This is a genomic window from Micromonospora sp. RTGN7 (genome assembly GCF_033804645.1).
Classification (GTDB): Bacteria; Actinomycetota; Actinomycetes; order Mycobacteriales; family Micromonosporaceae; genus Micromonospora.
In genome coordinates this window covers 154,967-177,479 of record NZ_JAPZLF010000008.1, presented here as the reverse complement: position 1 = coordinate 177,479, position 22,513 = coordinate 154,967, and the positions used below count along the sequence as shown (strand labels likewise).

Annotated in this window: 18 protein-coding genes and 1 pseudogene; 14 read left to right on the top strand and 5 right to left on the bottom strand. The window is 74.2% G+C overall.

Annotation, left to right across the window (positions count from 1 at the left end; translation table 11 throughout):
• Positions 1-38 precede the first annotated feature (38 nt).
• Positions 39-1,496 (top strand): PLP-dependent aminotransferase family protein, encoded by a 1,458-nt coding sequence (locus SNR22_RS14305; protein WP_320067037.1) that lies wholly within the window; start codon positions 39-41, stop codon positions 1,494-1,496.
• Between the two features lie 110 nt (positions 1,497-1,606).
• Positions 1,607-2,908, top strand: a complete 1,302-nt coding sequence (locus SNR22_RS14300; RefSeq protein ID WP_320067036.1) for a low temperature requirement protein A — start codon at positions 1,607-1,609, stop codon at positions 2,906-2,908.
• 57 nt (positions 2,909-2,965) lie between these two features.
• Here SNR22_RS14300 and SNR22_RS14295 read toward each other — a convergent pair whose 3' ends face one another.
• The 3 genes from SNR22_RS14295 to SNR22_RS14285 form a co-directional block, all read right to left on the bottom strand.
• Positions 2,966-4,789 carry a long-chain fatty acid--CoA ligase gene (locus tag SNR22_RS14295; protein ID WP_320067035.1) on the bottom strand — a complete coding sequence of 608 codons (1,824 nt, stop codon included), beginning with the start codon at positions 4,787-4,789 and terminating at the stop codon, positions 2,966-2,968.
• 125 nt (positions 4,790-4,914) lie between these two features.
• Positions 4,915-5,850, bottom strand: a complete 936-nt coding sequence (locus SNR22_RS14290; RefSeq protein WP_320067034.1) for a terpene synthase family protein — start codon at positions 5,848-5,850, stop codon at positions 4,915-4,917.
• A 132-nt stretch (positions 5,851-5,982) separates the two neighbouring features.
• Positions 5,983-6,612, bottom strand: coding sequence for a TIGR03085 family metal-binding protein (locus SNR22_RS14285; RefSeq protein WP_320067033.1), 630 nt, complete (start codon positions 6,610-6,612; stop codon positions 5,983-5,985).
• A 147-nt stretch (positions 6,613-6,759) separates the two neighbouring features.
• Here SNR22_RS14285 and SNR22_RS14280 point away from each other — a divergent pair, with 147 nt between their 5' ends.
• The 7 genes and pseudogenes from SNR22_RS14280 (at position 6,760) to SNR22_RS14250 (ending at position 15,130) form a co-directional block, all read left to right on the top strand.
• Complete coding sequence (locus SNR22_RS14280) at positions 6,760-8,634, top strand: ABC transporter ATP-binding protein (RefSeq protein WP_320067032.1); 1,875 nt, start codon at positions 6,760-6,762, stop codon at positions 8,632-8,634.
• Between the two features lie 120 nt (positions 8,635-8,754).
• Positions 8,755-10,533 (top strand): ABC transporter ATP-binding protein, encoded by a 1,779-nt coding sequence (locus SNR22_RS14275; protein ID WP_413775640.1) that lies wholly within the window; start codon positions 8,755-8,757, stop codon positions 10,531-10,533.
• 125 nt (positions 10,534-10,658) lie between these two features.
• Positions 10,659-11,417 carry a DUF2470 domain-containing protein gene (locus SNR22_RS14270; RefSeq protein WP_320067170.1) on the top strand — a complete coding sequence of 253 codons (759 nt, stop codon included), beginning with the start codon at positions 10,659-10,661 and terminating at the stop codon, positions 11,415-11,417.
• 208 nt (positions 11,418-11,625) lie between these two features.
• Positions 11,626-12,348 (top strand): annotated as a pseudogene (locus tag SNR22_RS14265) (phosphoribosyl-AMP cyclohydrolase); the annotation flags it as partial.
• A gap of 180 nt (positions 12,349-12,528) precedes the next feature.
• Positions 12,529-12,963, top strand: a complete 435-nt coding sequence (gene hisI, locus SNR22_RS14260) for a phosphoribosyl-AMP cyclohydrolase (RefSeq protein ID WP_320067169.1) — start codon at positions 12,529-12,531, stop codon at positions 12,961-12,963.
• Positions 12,960-14,513: an anthranilate synthase component I gene (locus SNR22_RS14255; RefSeq protein ID WP_320067030.1), complete on the top strand. Its 1,554-nt coding sequence runs from the start codon at positions 12,960-12,962 to the stop codon at positions 14,511-14,513. Before hisI ends, SNR22_RS14255 begins: the two co-directional genes overlap by 4 nt.
• Positions 14,510-15,130 carry a Trp biosynthesis-associated membrane protein gene (locus tag SNR22_RS14250; protein ID WP_320067029.1) on the top strand — a complete coding sequence of 207 codons (621 nt, stop codon included), beginning with the start codon at positions 14,510-14,512 and terminating at the stop codon, positions 15,128-15,130. The genes SNR22_RS14255 and SNR22_RS14250 overlap by 4 nt, the downstream gene beginning before the upstream one ends.
• A gap of 7 nt (positions 15,131-15,137) precedes the next feature.
• Here SNR22_RS14250 and SNR22_RS14245 read toward each other — a convergent pair whose 3' ends face one another.
• Positions 15,138-15,395 carry a hypothetical protein gene (locus SNR22_RS14245; protein ID WP_320067028.1) on the bottom strand — a complete coding sequence of 86 codons (258 nt, stop codon included), beginning with the start codon at positions 15,393-15,395 and terminating at the stop codon, positions 15,138-15,140.
• A 547-nt stretch (positions 15,396-15,942) separates the two neighbouring features.
• Here SNR22_RS14245 and trpC point away from each other — a divergent pair.
• From trpC to SNR22_RS14220, 5 genes are all read left to right on the top strand, one after another.
• A complete protein-coding gene (trpC, locus tag SNR22_RS14240) occupies positions 15,943-16,746 on the top strand; it encodes an indole-3-glycerol phosphate synthase TrpC (protein ID WP_320067168.1) in 804 nt (267 codons plus the stop codon).
• Between the two features lie 43 nt (positions 16,747-16,789).
• Positions 16,790-18,031 carry a tryptophan synthase subunit beta gene (gene trpB / locus SNR22_RS14235; protein ID WP_320067027.1) on the top strand — a complete coding sequence of 414 codons (1,242 nt, stop codon included), beginning with the start codon at positions 16,790-16,792 and terminating at the stop codon, positions 18,029-18,031.
• Between the two features lie 67 nt (positions 18,032-18,098).
• Complete coding sequence (gene trpA, locus SNR22_RS14230; RefSeq protein ID WP_320067026.1) at positions 18,099-18,902, top strand: tryptophan synthase subunit alpha; 804 nt, start codon at positions 18,099-18,101, stop codon at positions 18,900-18,902.
• A gap of 120 nt (positions 18,903-19,022) precedes the next feature.
• On the top strand, positions 19,023-20,279 hold the full coding sequence (gene lgt / locus SNR22_RS14225; RefSeq protein ID WP_320067025.1) for a prolipoprotein diacylglyceryl transferase: 1,257 nt from the start codon (positions 19,023-19,025) through the stop codon (positions 20,277-20,279).
• 18 nt (positions 20,280-20,297) lie between these two features.
• On the top strand, positions 20,298-21,485 hold the full coding sequence (locus SNR22_RS14220) for an NAD(P)/FAD-dependent oxidoreductase (protein WP_320067024.1): 1,188 nt from the start codon (positions 20,298-20,300) through the stop codon (positions 21,483-21,485).
• 136 nt (positions 21,486-21,621) lie between these two features.
• Here SNR22_RS14220 and SNR22_RS14215 read toward each other — a convergent pair whose 3' ends face one another.
• On the bottom strand, positions 21,622-22,476 hold the full coding sequence (locus SNR22_RS14215) for a GNAT family N-acetyltransferase (RefSeq protein WP_320067023.1): 855 nt from the start codon (positions 22,474-22,476) through the stop codon (positions 21,622-21,624).
• Between the last annotated feature and the right edge of the window lie 37 nt (positions 22,477-22,513).

Here is a 22,513-nt window from a genome sequence, read left to right as displayed (position 1 = left end):
TTCGCGGGCCAGGGGTAGCCAATATCGGGAGAGTGGCCATGACGAGCCAGGTGCGTGGTGCCCAATTGGCCCGGCTGCTCGGGCAGTGGCATGCCCTGCCGGGCCGCCGCCGCAGCCCCGACTACGCGGCGCTCGCCGCCTCCGTGCGGGGCCTGCTCGCCGACGGTCGCCTGCCCCTGGGGGTACGCCTGCCCGCCGAGCGGGAGCTCGCGGAGGCGCTGCGGATCAGCCGGACCACGGTCACCGCCGCGTACCGGCAGCTGCGGGAGAGCGGCCACCTCGCCAGCCGACGGGGGGCGGGGAGCTGGACCATGCTCCCGGGCACCCACCGGGTCGCCAGCACCGGGCTGTGGACCCCGCAGGACGACCGCGACATGATCGACCTCGGGGTGGCCGCGCTGGCCGCGCCGCCGCAGCTGATGCCCGCCGCCCGTGCCGCCACCGAGGACCTGCCGCGCTACCTGGGCGGGGCCGGCTACCACCCGACCGGCATCATCGAGCTGCGCGAGGCGATCGCCGGCGCGTACACCCAACGGGGTCTGCCCACCTCGCCCGACCAGATCATGGTCACCAGCGGCACCCAGCACGCGCTGGACCTGGTGCTGCGGCTGGCGCTGGCCCCCGGCGGCAGCGTGCTGGTCGAGTCGCCGACGTACCCGAACGCCCTCGCCGCGCTGGCCGCCCGGCGGGCCCGGATCACCACCCACGGGCTGGCCACCGACGGCGCCGGGTGGGACGCCGATCTGCTGCTGGGCAGCCTGCGGCAGGGGCGGCCGAAGCTGGCCTACCTGATCCCCGAGTTCCAGAACCCGACCGGGCACCTGATGTCCGTCGAGCTGCGCGAGCAGGTGGTCGGTGTGGCCCATTCCGCCGGCACCGACCTGGTCGTCGACGAGTCCTTCGTGGACCTGCCGCTGGACGACACCCCGCTGCCGCCGCCGGTCGCCACCTTCGACCGGCACTCCCGGGTGATCTCCATCGGCGGGATGAGCAAACCGTACTGGGGCGGCCTGCGGATCGGCTGGGTCCGCGCCTCCGCACCCCAGGTGCAGCGGCTGGCCGCCGCCCGGGTCGGGGTGGACATGGCCAGCCCGGTGCTGGACCAGCTCGTCGCCGTCCACCTGCTGGCCGACGCGTCGACCATCGTGACCGCCCGGCGGGCGCAGCTCGCCGCCCAGCGCGACGCCCTGACCGGCGCGCTCGCCCAGCGGCTGCCGGACTGGCGGTTCACCGTGCCGCACGGCGGGGTGACGCTCTGGGTGGAGCTGGACGGGCCCATCTCCAGCGCGCTCGCCCGCGCCGCCGAGGAGGTCGGCGTGCGGCTGGCGCCCGGCCCCCGGTTCGGCCTGGACGGGACGCTGGAGCGGTTCCTGCGGCTGCCGTTCACCCTGCCCGCCGCGGACCTGGTCGAGGCTGTCGGACGACTCGCCGCGGTCCGGTACGACCTGGACCGCGCCGGTCGATCGCAGTGGCGGGAGCCGGCGGTCATCGCCTGAGCGGCGCGCCGCCGCCCGGACGACGTCCCGGCCGGGCCGCGCCCGGCACCCGACGCGGCGATGTCGGTGATCGCGGCCGGGACGGGGCTGCGGCTTGACAGACTGCCGGAGTGGGCAACACGGGCTGGTCGGAGCGGATCCGACCCGGTGCGCCCGGCTCCCGGACCACCCGGCTGGAACTCTTCTACGACCTCGTCTTCGTCTTCGCCTTCCTCAACGTGACCGCGCTGACCACGAACGAGCCCTCCGCCACCAAGCTGTACCGCTGCCTGCTGGTGCTGGGGCTGCTCTGGTGGTGCTGGACCGGGTTCGCCGGGCTGGCCAACTACACCCGCGCCGACCAGGGCATCCTGCCGCTGGTCGGGTTCGTCACCATCGCCGCCACCTTCCTGCTCGTGCTGAGCCTGCCGGGGGCGTTCGTGGATCTGCCAGGTGGGCTGAACGGCCCGCTGGTCTTCGCCGCTTGCTACTTCCTGGTGCGCGGGTCGCAGCTCGCCGTCCTCGGTTGGTTGGCCCGGGGGGACCGGGCGCGGCTGCGGCAGTGGCTGCGGCTCGCCCTGCTGCCGGTGGTCGCGGCTGCCCTGCTCGTCGCCTCCGCCGTGGTGCGGCATACCGTCGAGGGTGACACGGCGACGATCGTGCAGCTGGTGCTGTGGACCGTCGCACTCCTCGTCGAGTACGGCGCGGGGGTGGTGCTCGGCGGCACGTACTGGGTGGTGGTGTCCGCCGGGCACTGGGCGGAGCGGCACGCCCTGATGGTCCTGATCGCGCTCGGCGAGTCGGTCATCGCGCTGGGGATCGGCCCGGGGTTCGTCAACGGGCTGCCGCTGAGCTGGCCGGTGGTGGTCGCCGCCGTGACCGGCATCGCGGTGGCGTCGTCGCTGTGGTGGGCGTACTTCGACACCCTGGCCCCCGCCGTCGAGCAGGCGCTGCACCGGGCCCGCGACCCGGCGGCCCGGGCCCGGCTGGCCCGCGACGTGTACAGCTACCTGCACCTGCCGATCATCACCGGGGTGATCTTCTTCGCCCTCGGGATCAAGGACGTGCTCGCCGAGGCGGCGGACCCCGAGTCTCCGCCCTGGGGGGATCCGCTGGGGCTGTCCTGGATCCTGGTCCTCTACGGCGGGGTAGCCCTCTACCTGCTCAGCCTCGTCGCGTGCGGGATGGTGGCGCTGCGGGTGCTCCGCTGGCCGCTGTTGGTCGAGGTGGCACTGCTGGCCCTGCTCGCACCGGCGGCCGCCCGGTTGCCGGAGCTGCAGGCGCTGGTGCTGCTGGCCCTGGTCTGCGTCACTTTCACCGTCGGGGAGACGGTGGGCGCTCGTCGCCGCCGGCACCCGGTCCGGCAGCTCGCGCTGGAGGAACAGCGGGCGGCCGAGACCGAGGAGAGCCGGTGGCGAGGCGAGCACCTGTGAGACGCCGACGGCCGTGTCCCGGGACGGGGGGACACGGCCGCCGTCGGGCCGCGCGGTCTACAGCTCGGCGAGCGTGCCCGCGTACATCCTCTCGATCTCGGTCGCGAAGCTGCTCTCCACACTCCGGCGCTTGATCTTCAGCGACGGGGTCATCTCGCCGTGCTCGATCGTCAGGTCCCGGGGAAGAACGGCCACCTTCTTGATCGTCTCCCAGCGGTTGAGCTTCGCGTTGAGCTGGGCGACGTACTCCTCGACCATGAGTCGGGCCTCGTCGGAAGCGACGATCTCGGCGTACCCGCGGCCCTCCAGGGGACCGCCGGCCGCCCAGCCGGTGATGGCGTCCGGGTCGAGGCTGACCAGCATCGTGCAGTAGTTGCGGGCCTGGCCGATCACGATGGCCTGTGACGTGTACGGGCAGAGTGCCTTGAACATGCCCTCGATGTGCGACGGCGCGACGTACTTGCCGCCGGAGGTCTTGACCAGGTCCTTCTTGCGGTCGGTGATGCGCAGGTAGCCGTCCTCGAGGCTGCCGATGTCGCCGGTGCGGAAGAACCCGTCGTCGGTGAACGCCGCGGCGGTGTCCTCGGGGAGGTTGTGGTATCCGCGCATCACCGGCCGGCCCCGGAGCAGGATCTCCCCGTCGGTGTCGATCCGGCACTCCAGATCGCCCATCGCCCGGCCCACGGTGCCGATCCGCAGCCCCTCCGGCGGGTTGACGAAGTTGCCGGCGCTGGTCTCGGTGAGGCCGTACCCCTCGGAGATGGGCAGGTTGGCGGCGGCGAAGAAGCTGGCGATCTCCTTGCTCAGCGGCGCGGCGCCGGAGACCAGCACCCGGATCCGCCCGCCGAGGCGGGCCTGGAGCTTGCTGAAGACCAGCTTCTCGGCCAGCGCGTACTTCAGTTTCAGCCCGGCCGGGACCGGCCGCCCGGCCTGTTCGAGGGCGACCTTCTGCTGGCCGACCCGGACCCCCCACCCGAAGATCTTCGCCTTCGCGGCGCCGCCGCCCTGGGCGGTGGTGACGGTCTTGTTGTAGACCTTCTCGAAGACCCGGGGCGCCCCGCACATCAGCGTCGGCTTGATGACGCCGAGCAGTTCGACCAGCTTGTCCACCCGCCCGTCGACGTAGGTCGGCAGGCCGACGTGGGTGGACCCGCAGAGCAGGGTCTTGCCGAACGAGTGGGACAACGGGAGCCAGAGGTACTGCAGGTCGTCGTCACGCAGCAGCCCGACCTCGGCCTGCGCCACCCCCTCCCAGCACCAGCCGCCGTGCAGCAGCTCGACGCCCTTGGGTCGGCCGGTGGTGCCGGAGGTGTAGATCAGGGTGGCCAGGTGATCGGGCCCGATCTCGTCCACCAGCCGCTCGATGAGCCCCGGGTCGGCGGCGAGCGCGCCGGCGCCCCGCTGCTCCAGGTCGGCGAGGGTGAGCTGGGGCACGGCTGCGGCGGGGTCGGCTGTGCCGTCGAAGAGCACCACGTGGGTCAGCGCCGGCAGGTCCGCGCCGGCGACCTTCGCGGCCTGGGCCGGGTTCTCCGCGAACAGCACCCGGGAGCCGGAGTCGGCGATGATGTACGTCGCGTCCTCGGGCTCGGTGGTCGGGTAGACGGTGGTGGTGGCGCCGCCGGCGCACATGATGCCGAAGTCGGCGAGCACCCACTCGATCCGGGTGTTCGCCAGGATGGCCACCGGGTCCTCCCGGCCGACGCCGAGCCCGTGCAGGCCGGCCGCGACCGCCTTGGCCCGGTCTCCGACCTGTTTCCAGGTCAACCAGACCGGACCGGAGTCGTCGGGGGCGGGGTGGGCGAAAGCCTCGCGGTCGGGGGACGCGGCCACGCGCTTGAGGAACATGTCGGGGATGGAACGGTACGGTACATCGAGAGCCATCGCTGTAGCCGCCTTCAGAGGGTGGAGGCGTGACAGGGGTCACGTCGTTCTGCGGTTACCGAAGGGTATTGCCTCCACCGGACATCGGCTAGCCCCGACGGCTCACGCCCACCCTGGTACGGCGCTCAGGCGTAGCGGGCGGCGTGCAGCGACCAGTCGTAGGTGGCCCGCACCCAGTTGCGCCGGGCGGTAAGGAAGGGGCGCACCGCCGGGTTGTCCTCGGCGAGCAGGGCCGCCTCCCGCTGCGCGTACACGGTGAGGGTGTGGTTGAACCGGTCGGCGGCGGCCCGCAGCGCCGCCGGCTCGCCCCGGCCGCTCTCGGCCGCGATGGCGCTGACCAGATTGTGCGCGTCCGGCCCCTTCTCCTTGTCGTACGAGAAGAGGTCGTTGCACCAGCAGACCAGGTCCGCGGCGAGGGTCTCGACGTCGACCAACGCCGGCTCGACCCGGCGCGAGGTGCTCGGCGGGGCGTCGTACGCCAGGTCGGTCAGGGTGAAGGCGGGGTGCACGGCCCCGGTGTGCCGGCGCAGTTGGACGTACTCCGCCACCCCTGGGACGCGCCGGTGTTCCCGGTTCGCCGCCTCCCAGAGCAGAGCCAGCAGGTAGTCGCGCACCTGGCCGACGAAGCGCAGCAGCAGCCCCGGCGAGGCCTGGGCCCGGGTCCGGCGGCAGAGGTCGTCCAGGGCGGCGCCCAGCGGGTTCTCGCTCGCCCCGCCCGGGACGCCGTGCCGGTCCAGCACGTCGAGCAGGTCGGCGACGGCCGGGGCCAACCGGGTGGGCGCGTCGCCGAGACCGTCCTCGTCGCAGGCGTCGTCCACCACGAAGAGCCAGGTGACGAGGTCGGTGAGCAGCCGCAGCCGGTCGGCGGCCACGTCCGGGCAGGCGCGCCCGGCCAGCTCGGCCGCGGCGGCCTGACGTAGCCGCCGCAACCGATGTTCGTTGGTGATCAGGCCCTGTTCCCGCGCCCAGCTCAGGCTCTGCTCGGCGGTTATGTCGGTGTCGACGTGCCGGCTTTGCGGGAAAGGTGGTGCTTCCAGCGCCGTGACCGCGAAGCCTCGCATGTCGCCCCTCCCGGGTGCGGCCGCCCCGATCTGGGGCGCCGACGACGGCCGAGAGTACGGCAGCTGCGATCGACATTCATAATTGGGCCACGGCCAGGTAACACTCTCGTGTTACCGATTGGGGACCCTCGGTCAGATGCCCAGGCTGGTGGAGCGCAGCCGCTGCGCCAGCGCGGCCGGGCCGTCCACCTGCACCCGGGCCACCCGCTGCCGGCCGGTCAGGAAGAGCACCAGCTCGCCCGGCGCGGCGACCAGCCGGGCCCGTTCCCCGCCCCGCCCCGCCGACAGCTCCCCGTAGCCGGGCGCCTGCACCAGCAGGTCGGCCGGGAAGCGGCGCAACGCCAGCCGGCCCAGCACCGCCGTCCGCCGCCAGAGCAGGGTATTCAGCCCGGCCGGCAGGTCCCGCGGCTGCCACCCGTCCTGCGCCCGGCGCACGTCCTCGTGGTGGATGTAGAACTCCATGGCGTTGGCCAGCTCGTCGGTGAGCGGGTTGCTCACCGGGCTCCACACCGGCGGGTGGCGGACCTGCCCGACCAGCTCCGCGAACGGCTGCGCCGCGACGCGAAGGCGCACCCGCTCGGCGTACCGGCGCAGCGGCGGCAGCATGATCCCGCCGGCCGCGTCCGGCCGCCGCTCCCGCACGACGAGGTGGGCGGCGAGGTCCCGGACCGACCAGCCCTCGTTGATGGTGGGGGCGTCCGGGCCCAGGCTCAGCATGAGGTCGGCGAGCGACTGGCGCTCCGACCGGGCGTACCGCGGCATGGTCCGATGGTAGGCCGCCGGGCCGCCCCCGGCGCGGCCCGCGGGACGCGCAGAACGTGACCACCGACATATCGGCTCCGCGGCGGCGGGGCTGGACTCGACCGGGTAAGGATGAGGGGATAATCGGGGCTTACGGCGGGGGAGAGCGTGACCAGCAGGACAAGTCGGGATGTTCTCCGCAGAGGGCTGTCTGTGCTCGGCCGGGCGGTCCGGGAGCAGCCGCGCATCTTCGCGGTAGCGGTGACAGGCAGCGTGTTGTTCGGCCTATTGGTGATCGCCAGCGCGTACGTGGTGGGCGGCGTGATCGGCGATGTGGTGGTGCCGGCGATCGAGCGCGGGTCGGTGGGGGTGGCCGCACTCGCGCTGGCCGCCGGCGTCCTCTTCGGCATCAGCGTGCTGCGGGTGGTCGGCATCTTCGGCCGCCGACTCGGCGCCGGCTACATGCAGTTCCGGCTCCAGGCCGCCTACCGTCGCCGGGTCACCCGCCGCTATCTGGAGCTGCCGCTGGCCTGGCACCAGCGCAACAACACCGGCACCCTGCTGTCCAACGCCAACTCCGACGTCGAGGCGGCCTGGTACCCGATCGCCCCGCTGCCATTCGCGGTCGGCACGCTGGTGATGCTGGTCGGCGCGATCGGCTCGCTCTTCCTCACCGACTGGGCGCTCGCCCTGGTCGGGCTGACCGTCTTCCCGGCGCTGTTCTTCCTCAACGTGGTCTACTCCCGCCGGATGGCCCCCCGCCAGGCTCGCGCCCAGCGGCTGCGCGCCGAGGTCAGCGGGATCGCCCACGAGAGCTTCGACGGTGCCTTGGTGGTCAAGACCATGGGCCGCGAGGCCCAGGAGACGGCGCGGTTCTCCGCCCGGGCCGGCGAGCTGCGCGACGCACTGATCTCCGTCGGCCGGCTGCGCGGCGTGTTCGACCCGATGCTGGAGACCCTGCCCAGCCTCGGCACCCTCGCCGTGCTGGTGGTCGGCGCGTTCCGGTTGCGCGACGGTGCGATCACGGTCACCGAGCTGGTCAGTGTGGCCTTCCTCTTCACCGTCCTGGCGTTCCCGGTGCGGGCCATCGGCTGGGTCCTGGCCGAGCTGCCGCGCAGCGTCGCCGGCTGGGACCGGGTGAGTCGGGTCCTCGACGCCACCGGCGAGATGCCGTACGGGGATGTCACGCTCGACCCGGCCGATCCCACCCCGGCCACCCTCGCCTTCGCCGGTGTCGGCTTCGCGTACGAGCCGGCCGAGGCGCACCTGCCCGGCGCGGAGGTCCTCAGCGAGGTCTCCTTCACCGTGCCGGCCGGGAAGACCGTCGCCCTGGTCGGGCCGACCGGCTCCGGGAAGTCGACGGTCGCCTCGCTGGCGGTGCGGCTGGTCGACCCGCGCGCCGGCACGGTCCACCTCGACGGGACGGATGTCCGGCGGCTCACCGCCGGGTCGTTGGCCGGCACCGCCGCGCTGGTGGCCCAGGTGCCGTTCGTTTTCGACGACACGGTCCGGGCGAACGTCACCCTGGACCGGCCCGGCATCGGCGACGAGGACGTCTGGGCGGCGCTGCGGCTGGCCGAGGCCGACGGCTTCGTCGCCGCGCTGCCGGAGGGCCTGGACACGATGGTCGGTGAGCGGGGCACCTCGCTCTCCGGCGGGCAGCGGCAGCGGCTCACCCTGGCCCGGGCGCTGGCCGGGCGACCCCGGCTGCTGATCCTCGACGACGCCACCAGCGCGGTGGACCCCCGGGTGGAGGCGGCCATCCTGGCCGGGTTGCGCGCGCCGGCCGCCCACGGGCCGGCCGCCTCGATCCTGGTGGTGGCATACCGGCGGGCGACCATCGCGCTGGCCGACGAGGTGATCTACCTGGAGCAGGGCAGGGTCGTCGCCCGGGGCACCCACACCGACCTGCTCGCCACCGTCGGCGGCTACGCCGACCTGGTCACCGCCTACGAGCAGGCCGAGAACGAGCCGAAGCAGCAGCGCACGCCCGACGAGGTCACCCCGTTGGCCTCGGGCCTGGAGATCGAGGTGGACCGGTGAACGCGAGGAGTGAGCTTGCGAGCCCCGCAGTCGTGAACGAAGGGCGGGACCGGTGAACGCGAGGAGTGAGCTTGCGAGCCCCGCAGTCGTGAACGAAGGGCGGGACCGGTGAGCGCGACGGTGGAGGCTGAGCGGCGGGCGGCGGAGCCGACCGAGAGCACCTGGCAGACCCTGCGGCGGGGCCTGGCCCTCTCCCCGGAGCTGCGTACCGGCCTGCTCGGCACGATCGCCCTGGCACTGGTCTACATGGTCGGCCGGGTGGCCGTGCCGGTAGCCGTGCAGCAGGGCATCGACAAGGGCATCGTCGGCGGGCTCAACCTGGACGTGGTGTGGACCGTGGTCGCCGTCACGGCCGTGGTGCTGGTGGTGACCACCACCTGCGGGTACCTGATGATGCGCCGGCTGTTCACGGTCAGCGAGACCGCCCTGGCCAACGTGCGTACCCGGGCGTTCCGGCACGTGCACGACCTGTCGATGCTGCACCAGCAGTCCGAGCGGCGCGGCTCCCTGGTCTCCCGGGTGACCAGCGACGTCGACCAGATCACCCAGTTCCTCCAGTGGGGCGGGGTGATCCTGATCGTCAACCTCGGTCAGCTCGTGGTGACCACGGCCGTGATGCTGGCGTACTCCTGGCAGTTGACCCTGGTGGTGCTCGCCGCGTTCGCCCCGGCGGTGCTGGCGATCCGGCTGCTCCAGCGGCGCCTGGCCGGCGCGTACGGGGTGGTCCGGCAGCGGATGGGGGCCCTGCTCGGCGCGGTCGCCGAGAGCGTCGTCGGGGCGTCGGTGATCCGGGCGTACGGGATCTCGGGGCGGACCGCCCGCCGGCTGGACGCGGCGATCGAGGGGCAGCGACAGGCCCAGCAGCGGGCGATCCGGATCAGCGTCGTGGGCAGCTCGGTGGGGGAGTTGGCGGCCGGGCTGGCGTTGGCCGGCGTCGTCGTCCTCGGGATCACCCTGGGGGTGGACGGCACCCTGTCGGTCGGCCAGCTCACGGCGTTCTTGTTCCTGGTGACGCTCTTCATCCAGCCCGTGCAGATCGCCACCGAGGTGCTCAACGAGGCGCAGAACGCCATCGCCGGTTGGCGCCGGGTGCTCGACGTGCTCGACGTCGCCCCGGATGTGGCCGACCCGGGCGAGCAGGGCCGGGAGCTGCCGTCGGGCCCGCTGGACATCCGCTTCGCCGGGGTCGGCTTCGCCTACCCGGGCGGCCCGCCGGTGCTGCACGAGGTCAGCCTGGAGATTCCGGAGAAGAGCCGGGTGGCCGTGGTGGGGGAGACGGGCAGCGGCAAGACCACCTTCGCCAAGCTGCTCACCCGGCTGATGGATCCGACGGACGGGGAGGTGCTGCTCTCCGGGGTGCCGCTGCAACAGGTCCGGTTCGCCTCGTTGCGCTCGCGGGTGGTGATGGTCCCGCAGGACGGCTTCCTCTTCGACGCCACCGTCGGGGAGAACGTCCGCTTCGCCCGGCCGGAGCTGACCGACGCCGAGTTGACGGCCGCCTTCACCGAGCTGGGGCTGACAGACTGGCTCGACGGGCTGCCGGCCGGGCTTCGGACGCCGGTCGGTGAGCGCGGCGAGGCGCTGAGCGTGGGGGAGCGGCAGCTCGTCGCGCTGGCGCGGGCCTACGTGGCCGATCCGGACCTGCTGGTGCTGGACGAGGCGACCAGCGCGGTCGACCCGGCCACCGAGGTGCGCCTCCAGCGCGCCCTGGACGCGGTGACCCGGGGGCGGACCACGCTGGCGATCGCCCACCGGCTCTCCACCGCCCAGGCAGCGGACGAGGTGATCGTGGTGGACCGGGGCCGGGTCGTGCAGCGCGGCCCGCACGACGAGTTGGTCCGCGACCCCGACTCGATCTACGGCCTGCTCTACGCCTCCTGGCTGGAACAGACCCGCTGATCGGGGGCCCGGGCCCGGCCGGGGGCGGGAAAGTGGCGTGTCGGTGGACGTGGAGGACGCCGTGGTCTACCGTGCTTCTTAGGTAAGCCTAACCTTCGGAGTGACTCATGCGCCCCTGCTCCGCCCTGCGTCCCAGCCCTGCCGAGATCGTCCGGACCCTTGTCGCCGGCCGGCTGCCGGGCCTGGCGTATCTCGCCCATCGGAGCGGCCCGTTCCACGTCCGGCACGTCACCGACGCCGAGGGCCGGGTGCTGCTGCTCGTGCCGGTGCACAGCGACCTCGCGGCGGTGCTGCCCCGCCGGGCGGGCACCGACGTGGCCGTGGCGCTCGACGTGTTGGACCTGCCGCCGGCCGCCGGGGCCCCGTCGCTGGGCCGGGCCTGGGTCTCCGGCTGGGCGATCGCGTTGCACGGCGACGCGTCCCGCCGTGCCGCGCTCGACTTCGCCGAGGTGGACCCGACGGGCGACCTGCTCGACGTCGGCACCCGGTTCCGGTTGCACCGCTTCGAGGTGGCCGAGGCCCGCCTGGAACGCCCCGACGGGATGCTCCGGATCGACCCGGTGCCCTACGCCGAGGCCGAGCCGGACCCGCTGCACCCGGTGGAGGCGGAGCTGCTGACCGAGTTCACCGCGCACCATGGCCGGGAGATGACGGCCTACGTCCGGCAGCAGCTCGGCCTCGCCGAGTGCACCCGGGAGGACCCGCCCCGGGTGGTGCGCGTCGACCGGTACGGGCTGGTGGTCTCCTTCGGCCGAGCCAGCAGCCGGCGGCGGGCCCGGCTGGCCTTCCCGAGCCCGCTGGCCGATTACGGTGAGTTGGCCCGGCTGCTGCGCCCGGTGCTCTGCCGGCATCCCGAGTCCAGCCGGCTGACCGGCCCGGCCTGACCGCCGGACTGACCGGCCCGGCCGCGCGCAGGTAGCGCCCGACCGTGGGGGGCGATCTTCGGGCGCCGCTGCCCGGCGAAAAGCGCGCCGAGGCAGGAATGGGAACGGTCGGGCACTAGCCTTCGGACCGGGCACTAGCCATCGGACCCGGACAGCCGGTCCGGCATCGGGCATTGCGCCCCGAAGGGACGTACGGCACGATGGCGCGGTGGGTCACGCTGCGTCACCCGAAAGTGGATTCCTCGACGACTGGGCCGTCCGGCTGCGGCAGGCGGCCGAGCGGCCCGTCGTCGGCATCCTGTTGCGCGGCAGCCACGCCCGGCGGGCCGCCACCGCGCACAGCGACGTCGACCTCGACGTGCTCGTCACCGACGAGACGCCGGCCCACGTGAACGGCCGGTCGATCAACGCCCCCTACGCGGCCCGCCGCGCCTACCTGGCCGAATCCGAGGGTCGACTGACCCACGTCTCGGTGGCGGTCCGGGAGGTCCGCTCCTGGGTGGCCCGCCTGGCGCAGCCGGCCGAGTGGGCGTTCGGGCTGCCGGTCACCGCGCCCGCCCGGCTGCTCTGGGCCGACGAGCGCTGGCGCGAACGGATCGACCTGCCGGTGCTCTGCCAGCCCGCCGACGAGCCGAGGCTGGAGGAACTGATCGAAACTGTCGGTAAGGTCGCCGGGGCCCGGTCCCGGGACGATGACCTCGGCGTCCGCCTCGCCGCGGCCGATCTGGCCCGGCTCTGCCCGTCCGTGCTCCGGCTGGCCAACCCGTCGGTACGGGTGGTGTCCCGGCGGGCCGCGTTCGCCGCCGCCCTCGACCTGCCGGTCGCCCCGCCCGGGTACCGCGCCGACATGCTGCTCTGCCTCGGCGTGCGCCCCGGCTCCACCGATCAGCTCTGGGCCGCCGCCGGGCGGCTGGTCACCGGCACCGTCCCGCTGGTCCGCCCGTACGCCGAGGAGATCGCCGCGGTCGCCGGCGCGGACCTGGCCCGGGCCCTCGGCGACGGGCGGCTGGAGCGCTACCTCGCCCAGCTCACCGGCGCCTCGGCGGTCGCGCCACGGCCCCGGCGGGTGCCGTCGCCGGTGCCCGCGCCGCGTGCGGGAGAATTGGTCACTGTGCTCGTACCTGACGCGCCGGTGACCGGCGCCAACGCCCCGTCGAACCCCTCACCGGCCGACAGACCCGCCCGCCCGTCCCGGCTCGATCCGGCCATCGCCGCCCGGCTGCGCCGCGGCTCCGACGGCCTGGTGGCCGCCGTGGTCCGTCAGCACGACACGGGGGAGGTGTTGATGGTCGCCTGGATGGACGACGAGGCGCTGCACCGCACCCTCACCACCGGCCGGGCCACCTACTGGTCGCGCAGCCGCCAGGAGTACTGGGTCAAGGGCGCCACCTCCGGCCACCACCAGCACGTTCGCTCCGTGGCGGTGGACTGCGACGGCGACGCGCTGCTGGTCAGCGTCGACCAGGTCGGCGCCGCCTGCCACACCGGCGAGCGAACCTGCTTCTTCACCGAGCTGCCGGTCAGCGCCGCCGGAGACCCGGCATGACCGACGGCGCAGTCAGCCCGGACCAGGGCACCTTCACCGACCTGGCGGCCCGCTGGCGGGTCGTGCCGGTCACCCGCCGGCTGCTCGCCGACGCGGAGACCCCGGTCGGGGTCTACCGGAAGCTGGCCGGCGGCCCGGGCACCTTCCTGCTGGAGTCCGCCGAGCAGGGCGCCGGCCCGGCCGGGTCCGCCTGGTCGCGGTACTCGTTCATCGGCGTGCGCAGCGGCGCCACGCTCACCGAGCGGGACGGGACCGCGTACTGGACCGGGCAGCCGCCGGCTGGGCTGCCCACCGGCGGTGACCCGGTCCGGGTGCTCCGCGAGACGGTCGAGGCCCTCGCCGGCCCGGCCTGGGACCCGGACAGCGGCATGCCGCCGCTCACCGGGGGCCTGGTCGGCTACCTCGGGTACGACCTGATCCGCCGCCTGGAGCGGCTGCCCGAGCTGACCGAGGACGATCTCGGCGTGCCCGAGCTGGGCATGATGCTCGCCACCGACCTGGTGGTCCTCGACCACTACGACGGCTCGGCGATCCTGATCGCCAACGCGGTGCTCCCGCCGCCGGGCGAGCCGGACCGCGACACCTCGGTGGCCGCCGCGTACCACCACGCGGTGGGGCGGCTGGACGCGATGACCACAGCGCTCTCCCGGCCCATCCCGCCGATGATCTCCACGGTCGACCGGCCGACGGCCGGCGAGGTGGTCAGCCGCACCGCCGACGGCGGCTACCCGAAGGCCGTCGAGGCGGCGAAGGAGGCGATCCGGGCCGGCGAGTGCTTCCAGATCGTGCTGGCCCAGCGCTTCGAACGGCGCACCGACGCCGACCCGCTGGACGTCTACCGGGTGCTGCGCACCACCAACCCCAGCCCGTACATGTACCTGCTCCGCTTCGACGGCTTCGACATCGTCGGCTCGTCGCCGGAGGCGCACGTCAAGGTGAGCGTCGGCCCCGACGGTCAGCGTCGCGCGCTGCTGCACCCGATCGCCGGCACCCGCCCGCGCGGCGACACCCCGGAGGCCGACGCCCGGCTCGCCGCCGAGCTGCTCGCCGACCCGAAGGAGCGCGCCGAGCACGTGATGCTGGTCGACCTGGGCCGCAACGACCTGGGGCGGGTCTGCCGGCCGGGCACCGTCGAGGTGTCCCAGTTCGCCACCATCGAGAGGTACAGCCACGTGATGCACATCGTCTCGACCGTGGTCGGCACCCTGCGGTCCGACCGGACGGCCTTCGACGCGTTCGCGGCGACGTTCCCGGCCGGGACCCTGTCCGGGGCGCCGAAGGTCCGGGCCATGGAAATCATCGAGGAGCTGGAGCCGGTCCGGCGCGGCCTCTACGGCGGCACCGTCGGGTACTTCGGCTTCGGCGGGGACCTGGACATGGCGATCGCCATCCGCACCGCGCTGCTCCGCGACGGCCGGGCGTACGTGCAGGCCGGCGCGGGGGTGGTGGCCGACTCCGACCCGGCCGCCGAGGAACAGGAGACCCGCAACAAGGCCGCCGCCGTGCTGGCCGCCATCGCCGCCGCCGAGACCCTGCGGCCCGCCCGATGAGCGATCCGACAACCGCTGCGGCGACCGACCGGGGGGCCGTCGAGGCCGGTGCGCCGGCCGCGCGGAGGCGACGCGAGCTGACGTACGCCGTGCTGTTCTGCCTGGTCGGGGCGGGCCTGGCGCTGTGGGCATCGACCCGGACCTGGTCGGTCGAGTTGACCGTCCGGCCCGCGCCGTTGCCGCCGGTACACGACGCCCGCACCGGCGCCGGGCTGCTGCCCTGGTTGCCGGCGCTGGCGGTGGTCGGCCTGGCCGGCGGTGGCGCGGTGCTGGCGACCCGAGCGGCGGTGCGTCGGCTGCTCGGTGCCCTGCTGCTGGCGCTCGGTGTGGCCGTGGCGGCTGGCGGCGGATACGGACTGGTCGCCGCCCTCGACGGCGAGGTGAACCGGCAGTGGCCGGCGCTCTGCCTGGTCGGCGGGGTTCTCGCCGCGCTCGGCGGGGTCCTCACCGCGCTGCGTGGCGCGGACTGGCCGGCGATGGGGGCCCGCTACGAGCGGCCGGCCCGGCGGGTCGCCGACGCCGCACCGGGGGACGCCGCTGCCGGCCCGATGACCGGGCAGCAGACCACCGAGGCGTGGAACGCGCTGGATCGCGGCGAGGACCCGACGGCCGGCTGACCGGCGGTCAGCCGACCGACTGGCGTTCGCGGGCGGCGGCCCGGGCGGCGGCCAGCTCGGCCACCAGGCGGTCCAGCTCGGCGCGCTGGTCGGCGCGCGCCCGGTCGGCGCAGACGGCCTCCCAGGCGTTGCCGCGCGCGGTGCGGACCTGGTCGTCGCCCACCACGGCCCGCTCCAGGGTGTGCACCACCCCGACGGCGAGTGACGCGACGGTACGGGAGATGGTGGCCAGTCCGATGGTCGGGTTGGGCCCGGAAGTGCTCATCTTGTTCACCCCACACGAATCGTTCCGACGGTTCAGGCCGACGCGTGGCCGCGCCGCCCCACGGTTCGGGCAGGCGCGTCATCGAGTCTGCCCGACACCGACGATGCCCGGCTCACGTTTCGCCGTGATGACCGGCACGTCAAACGGTGTGCCGGGACGGGTGAGCTGGACAGGGTCGTTCTACCTTGACCTTCGTCACAGCGTTGACGACCTTCGTCACAGCGTCGACCGGGATGCGGTGGGCACGGTGGTGGGCCGACAATGGACGGCATGTGGATGGGTGCTCGTCGATGGGCGCAACGGCGTGCTGGCCGGCTGCGGGTTCACCGCGCTCGATGGGCGTGGTCGCGCTGGGTGATCTGGCGTTCACCGGAAGTCTGGCATTATGCCGGAGCCCATCTCGTGAGGAGCGCCATACCCCCGGCACCTGGCCCCAGGTGGTGCCCCCTAGCATCGGCCCATGACACCCGGAGAGGGGAGTCCGTTGGTGACTGCTGACCATGCGCACGCGGCAGGGGGCGAAGCCGGTCCGGCGGCGTCCGGAACCGTGCTCGACGAGATCCTGGCCGGCGTCCGCGAGGACGTGGCCCGGCGGCAGGAGCAGATTCCGCTGGAGCGGATCCGCGAGCTGGCCGCCGCCGCGCCACCACCGCTGGACGCGTACGCGGCCCTGCGCCGACCCGGCGTGGCGGTGATCGCCGAGGTGAAGCGCTTCTCGCCGTCCAGGGGACAGCTGGCCGAGATCGCCGACCCGGCGGAACTGGCCGGCGAGTACGCGGCCGGGGGTGCCCGGGCGATCAGCGTGCTCACCGAGGGCCGCTGGTTCGGCGGGTCGCTCGACGACCTGGCCGCGGTTCGGGCCGCGGTGAAGATCCCGGTGCTGCGGAAGGACTTCGTCGTCTCCAGCTACCAGGTGCACGAGGCCCGTGCGCACGGCGCCGACCTGGTCCTGCTGATCGTCGCCGCGTTGGAGCAGAACGCCCTGGTCGGGCTGCTGGAGCGGATCGAGTCCCTCGGTATGACCGCGCTGGTCGAGGTGCACACCGAGGAGGAGGCCGACCGGGCCCTGGAGGCCGGTGCCCAGGTCATCGGGGTCAACGCCCGTGACCTGCGTACCCTGGAGGTCGACCGCTCGGTGTTCGAGCGGATCGCCCCCGGCCTGCCCAGCAGCGTCGTCAAGATCGCCGAGTCCGGGGTGCGCGGCCCGCACGACCTGATCCGGTACGCCTCGGCCGGTGCCGACGCCGTGCTGGTCGGCGAGGGTCTGGTCACCCAGAAAAGCCCGCGCGAGGCGGTGGCCGGACTGGTCAATGCCGGGAACCACCCGGCCACGCCCCGACCGGGGCGCTGAGGCGGGCCCGGGCGACAAGCACAGCAGCGAGAGGACATCAGCGATGAGCGCCAACGCCCCGGCCCCGGCCGGCCAGCTCCCCGACGCCGCCGGTCACTTCGGCCGGTTCGGCGGCCGGTTCGTCCCGGAGGCGCTGGTCGCGGCCCTCGACGAGCTGGACGCCGCGTACCGCACGGCGATGGGTGACCCGGCGTTCCTCGCCGAGTTCGACGGCCTGCTGCGCAACTACGCCGGCACCCCCTCGCTGCTCTACCCGGCGCAGCGCTTCTCCGCGAAGATCGGCGCTCGGGTGCTGCTCAAACGGGAGGACCTCAACCACACCGGGGCGCACAAGGTGCGTAACGTGCTCGGCCAGGCGCTGCTGACCAGGCGGATGGGCAAGCGGCGGGTGATCGCCGAGACCGGCGCCGGCCAGCACGGCGTGGCCACCGCCACCGCTGCCGCCCTGTTCGACCTCGAGTGCGTGGTCTACATGGGCGAGGTCGACACGCAACGGCAGGCGCTCAACGTGGCCCGGATGCGGATGCTCGGCGCCACCGTCGTCCCGGTCACCACCGGTTCGCGCACCCTCAAGGACGCGATGAACGAGGCGATGCGGGACTGGGTCGCCAACGTCGATGACACCCACTACCTGATCGGCACCGCCGCCGGCCCGCACCCGTTCCCCGAGATGGTCCGCGACTTTGTCCGGGGCATCGGTGAGGAGGCCCGCGCGCAGTGCCTCGAGGCGACCGGCGCGCTGCCGGACGCGGTCGTGGCCTGCGTCGGCGGCGGCTCCAACGCGTTGGGCATCTTCCACGCCTTCGTCGGCGACCCCGGCGTGCGGCTGTACGGCTTCGAGGCCGGCGGCGAGGGCATGGCGACCGGCCGGCACGCGGCCAGCATCACCGGCGGCTCCTCCGGGGTGCTGCACGGCGCCCGCACGTACGTGCTGCAGAACGAAGACGGCCAGACGATCGAGTCACACTCGATCTCGGCCGGCCTGGACTACCCGGGCGTCGGCCCCGAGCACGCCTGGTTGCACGACAGCGGCCGGGCGACGTACGCGCCGGTCACCGACGCCGAGGCGATGGCCGGGTTCGAGCTGCTCTGCCGCACCGAGGGGATCATCCCGGCGATCGAGAGCGCGCACGCGCTCGCCGGCGCGCAGCAGATCGCCCCGGCGCTCGCCGCCGAGCTGGGCCGGGAGCCGGTCATCGTGGTCAACCTCTCCGGCCGGGGTGACAAGGACGTGCACACCGCCGGCGAGTACTTCGGCATCCTCGACAAGGAGTCAGCGTCGTGAGCGAGCGAGTCATCCGGCTTTGCGTGGCGCCGGCGCCCGCCGGCACCGATCGCGCGCAGGTGACGGCATGAGCCGGATCGGGGTGGCCTTTGACAAGGCTCGCGCCGACGGGCGGGCCGTGCTGGTCGGCTGCATGCCGGCCGGGTTCCCCACCGTCGAGGGCAGCATCGCCGCGATGATCGCGATGGTGGAGGCCGGGGTGGACGTCATCGAGCTGGAGATCCCGTACTCCGACCCGGTGATGGACGGCCCGGTGATCCAGCGGGCCAGCGACATCGCCCTGGCCGGCGGCGTACGCACCGCCGACACGCTGCGCATCATCGAGGCGGTCGCGGCCACCGGCGCCCCGGTGGTCACGATGACCTACTGGAACCCGATCGAGCAGTACGGCGTCGACGCGTTCGCCCGGGACCTGGCCGCGGCCGGCGGCACCGGCCTGGTCACCCCGGACCTGATCCCCGACGAGGCCGACGAGTGGCTGGCCGCCTCGGACGCGCACGAGCTGGACCGCACCTTCCTGGTCTCCCCGTCGTCGACCGACGCGCGGCTGAGGATGACCGTGGAACACTGCCGGGGCTTCGTCTACGCCACCGCGATCATGGGCGTCACCGGTGCCCGTTCGCAGACCTCCGACGCCGCGCCGCTGCTGGTCTCCCGGCTGCGGGAGGTCACCGACCTGCCGGTCGCGGTCGGGCTCGGCGTCGGCACCGGCGCACAGGCCGGCACGGTCGCCGGGTACGCCGACGGGGTCATCGTCGGCAGCGCGCTGATCCGCTGCCTGCTCGACGCGCCGGACCCGGCCGACGGCCTGGCCGCCCTGCGCGCGCTCAGCGCCGAACTCGCCGAGGGCGTGCGCGGCCCGCGCCGCTGACCGCCGCGCCCCACCCGGGCACCGCGAGATGCGACACAAGGCGTCTTCGTGGGCCGGAGATCGCGCGGCTCACCCGACCGGGGTGCCGCCGGGGCGGTGCGCAGCGGTAGCGTGTGGCCCGTGACCCTCGCCTCGACGATCCCCCTGGCTGCCCTGCCGAGCCCGAGCACGGCCGTCTGGCAGCTCGGCCCGCTGCCGCTGCGGGCGTATGCGCTCTGCATCATCGCCGGCATTGTGGTGGCCTGCGTGTTGACCGAGCGTCGGCTGCGCCAGCGGGGCGTCGCCCCCGGCGCGGTGCTCGACATCGCCGTCTGGGCGGTGCCGACCGGCATCGTCGGTGCCCGGATCTACCACGTCATCACCTCCCCGGAGAAATACTTCGGCGCCGGCGGCGAGCCGCTCAAGGCGTTCTTCATCTGGGAGGGCGGGCTGGGCATCTGGGGCGCGGTGGCCGGCGGAGCGCTCGGCGCCTGGATCGCGGCCCGCCAGCTCGGCATTCCGTTCGCCGTGGTGGCCGACGCGCTCGCCCCAGGGCTGCCGCTGGCCCAGGCCATCGGCCGGTTCGGCAACTGGTTCAACAACGAGCTCTACGGCGGCCGGACGACTCTGCCGTGGGGGCTTCAGGTCCACGACATGGACTCGCGCAACCCCGGCCACGCCCAGGTCGTCGACGGCCAGCCGGTGCTGCTGCCGGGTCTCTACCACCCGACGTTCCTCTACGAGGCACTGTGGAACGTCGGCGTGGCCGCCCTGGTCATCGTTCTCGACCGCAAGCTGCGCCTCGGCAGGGGGCGGGCGTTCGCGCTCTACGTGATGGGTTACACCGTCGGCCGGTTCTGGATCGAGCTGATTCGCACCGACGAGGCCAACCGCATCCTCGGCGTCCGGCTCAACGTCTTCACGGCCGCCCTGGTCTTCGTCGGCGCGCTGATCTACTTCCTGCGGGCCCGTGGCCCCCGGGAATATCTGATCCCGATCGGCGGCCCCACCGGCGTCCCGACCGCCACCGGCGGCGACGTCTCCCAGGTGGACCTGTCCCAGCGAGGCTCCGGTGCGCAGGCGACCGCCCCCGAGGGCTACCGGGTGGTGAGCGAGGAGCAGTTTCGCGCGTACCAGGAGACCGGTGCGGTCCCCGACGAGCCCGACGCGGCCTCGGGCCCCGGGGCTGCCGAGGGTCCTGCGGCGGGTGCCGACGCGCCCGGCGACGACCCGACGGGCGACCCGCGTGACGAGGGCGATCGGGCGGCCGGTGCGCACGGCGAGGGCGACCTGACGGGCGACGCGCGAGATGAGGGCGACCGGGCGGGCGGTGACGTGCCGCCGGGCGGCGAGCGGTCCGGCACCGCCGGCCCCCGCGCCACCGACCGGGAGAGCTGAGCGGGGGGAAGAGACGGCATGCGTACCGCAGTGGTGGTCGGGGCCGGGATCGGCGGCCTCGCGGTCGCCGGCGCGCTGGCCCGGTCCGGGTGGCGGGTCACCCTGCTGGAGCGTGCCGACCGGGTCCGTCCGGAGCCGACGGCCGTCGTGCTCTGGCCCAACGGGGTACGCGCGCTGCGCGCCCTCGGCCTCGGCGCGGGCCTGGACGCGATCGCCACCCCGCTGCCCGACGGCGGGGTACGCCGCCCCGACGGGCACTGGCTGGTGCAGCCCCGCCCCACCCCCGCCGACCGGATGCCGGTGGTGGTGCACCAGGAGGACCTGCACGACACGCTGATCGCGGGTCTCGGCGAGCGGGTGGAGCTGCGCACCGGTGTGGTGATGCGCACGGTCCGGGCCGAGGCGGGTGAACGGCCCTCCGTCGGCGACGGTCGGCAGCGCTTCGAGGCAGACCTGGTGGTCGCCGCCGACGGCATCGACAGCGAGATCCGCCGGCAGTTGGCTCCCGAGTCGCGGGTGGTCAGCTCCGGCTGCGCCGCCTGGCGGGCGGTCATCCCCTGGTACCGGGCCCCACAGTTGCCGGCGGACCAGCCGGTCGGCGGGGAGACCCTGGGCGCCGGGTACCGGTTCGTGGCCGCCTCGTTGGGCGAGCGTGGCTCGTCGGGCGGGTCCAGCCGGGGTGGCGTCTACTGGGTGGCCACCGCCGCCGGTGCGCCCCGGCCGGAGTCCCCGGAGACCCAGCTCGCTCTGCTTCGCCGCTGGTACGCCGGCTGGCCCGCCCCGATCGGGGAGCTGCTCGACGCCACCGACCCTGCGGACCTGGTGCAACAGGAGATCCGCGAGCTGCGCCCGCTGCCCCGCGCGTACGGTTTCCCGGCCGGGCCGGGCGGGGTGGTGCTGCTCGGCGATGCCGCTCACGCCATGCCCCCGCACCTCGGCCAGGGTGCCTGTCTCGCCTTCGAGGACGCCGCCACCCTCGCCTCGCTGCTGCGCGAGGCCCGCCTGCCGGACGCCGTCGCCTCGTACGACCGGTTGCGCCGGCCTCGCGCGGCCGCGGTGGTCCGGCAGACCCGCCGGATGTCGGCGGTGCTCCAGGCCCGGGGCCGGCTCGCCCTGCGGGCCCGCGACGCGGCCCTGGGCACGATCAGCCCCCGCCTGCTTTCCAGCGCCGCCTCCTCCGCCGCCCGTTGGCGCCCCCCGTCCTGACCTGGCGCGCGGCCCGGTGCCGCGCCAGGTGAGGACGACCCCGCCGGTTGGGTCAGGTGGGGCCGCTGGCTCAGCCAGGTGAGTGCCCTGGCTCAGCCAGGTGAGTGCCGAGGCTCAGGCAGGTGAGTGCGCTGGGTCAGATGAGCGCGGTGGGCTCGGCGATGCAGGCGGTGCCGAGCCGGCGGAAGCCGACCCGCAGGTAGACGCGGGCGATCTCCTCGCTGCCGGCGGAGAGGAAGATCAGGTCGGTGCCGGCTTGGCGCAGCTCGCCAGCGAGGGCGGCGGTGACCGCCGCGCCGAGGCCCCGGCGGCGGGCCGACGGCAGGGTGGCCACCCCGGCGATCTCGGCGGTGTCCCCGAGCGGCATCGCCATTGCGCTGGCCAGCGCGCCCTCGGTGGGCGTCTCGGCGAGCACCGAGAGGCGGCGGCCGTCGGCGACGCGGGCCCGCTCCTCGTCCAGCGAGGCCGGGTCCAGCTCGGTGATCGCCGCGTCGCGCTGCGCTGGTCCGGCGTCGCCCCGAGCGGTGCCGGCGGCGGCGAAGGCGACCGCGGCGACCGCGCGGCGGGCGGCCACGTCCGCGGCGAAGCCGGGCGCGGCGGGGTCCAGCAGCCGCACCGGTACGTCGGTGAAGTCCTCGGGCACGGCCGGCGTCGCCGCCGGGTCGAGCACCATCAGCGGGGCCTCCAGCACGGTCAGCCCCGCCGCGCGGGTGACCGCGAGCAGGTCCGGGTGGCGCTCGTGCACCCACTCGAAGGCCTCCGGCTGACCCAGTTCCCGCTGCCGCTGCCGCACGGCGGTGACGTCGGCGACCGAGGCCGGCGCGGTGGCGTCGAGCCGGGGCCGGGCATAGAACGGCCAACCCGGGCCGTCCCGGACGAAGAGCACGAGGGGGCCGTGTTCCTCCGCGCGGGCCACATCACGGGGCACCGCGTCGTAGAGGTGTTCCAGCCGGTCGAACGTCGCAGTCGGCTCAGTGCGCACGTTATCCACCGCGCGAGACTACCTTTCCCACCATCTGGAAGTGTGA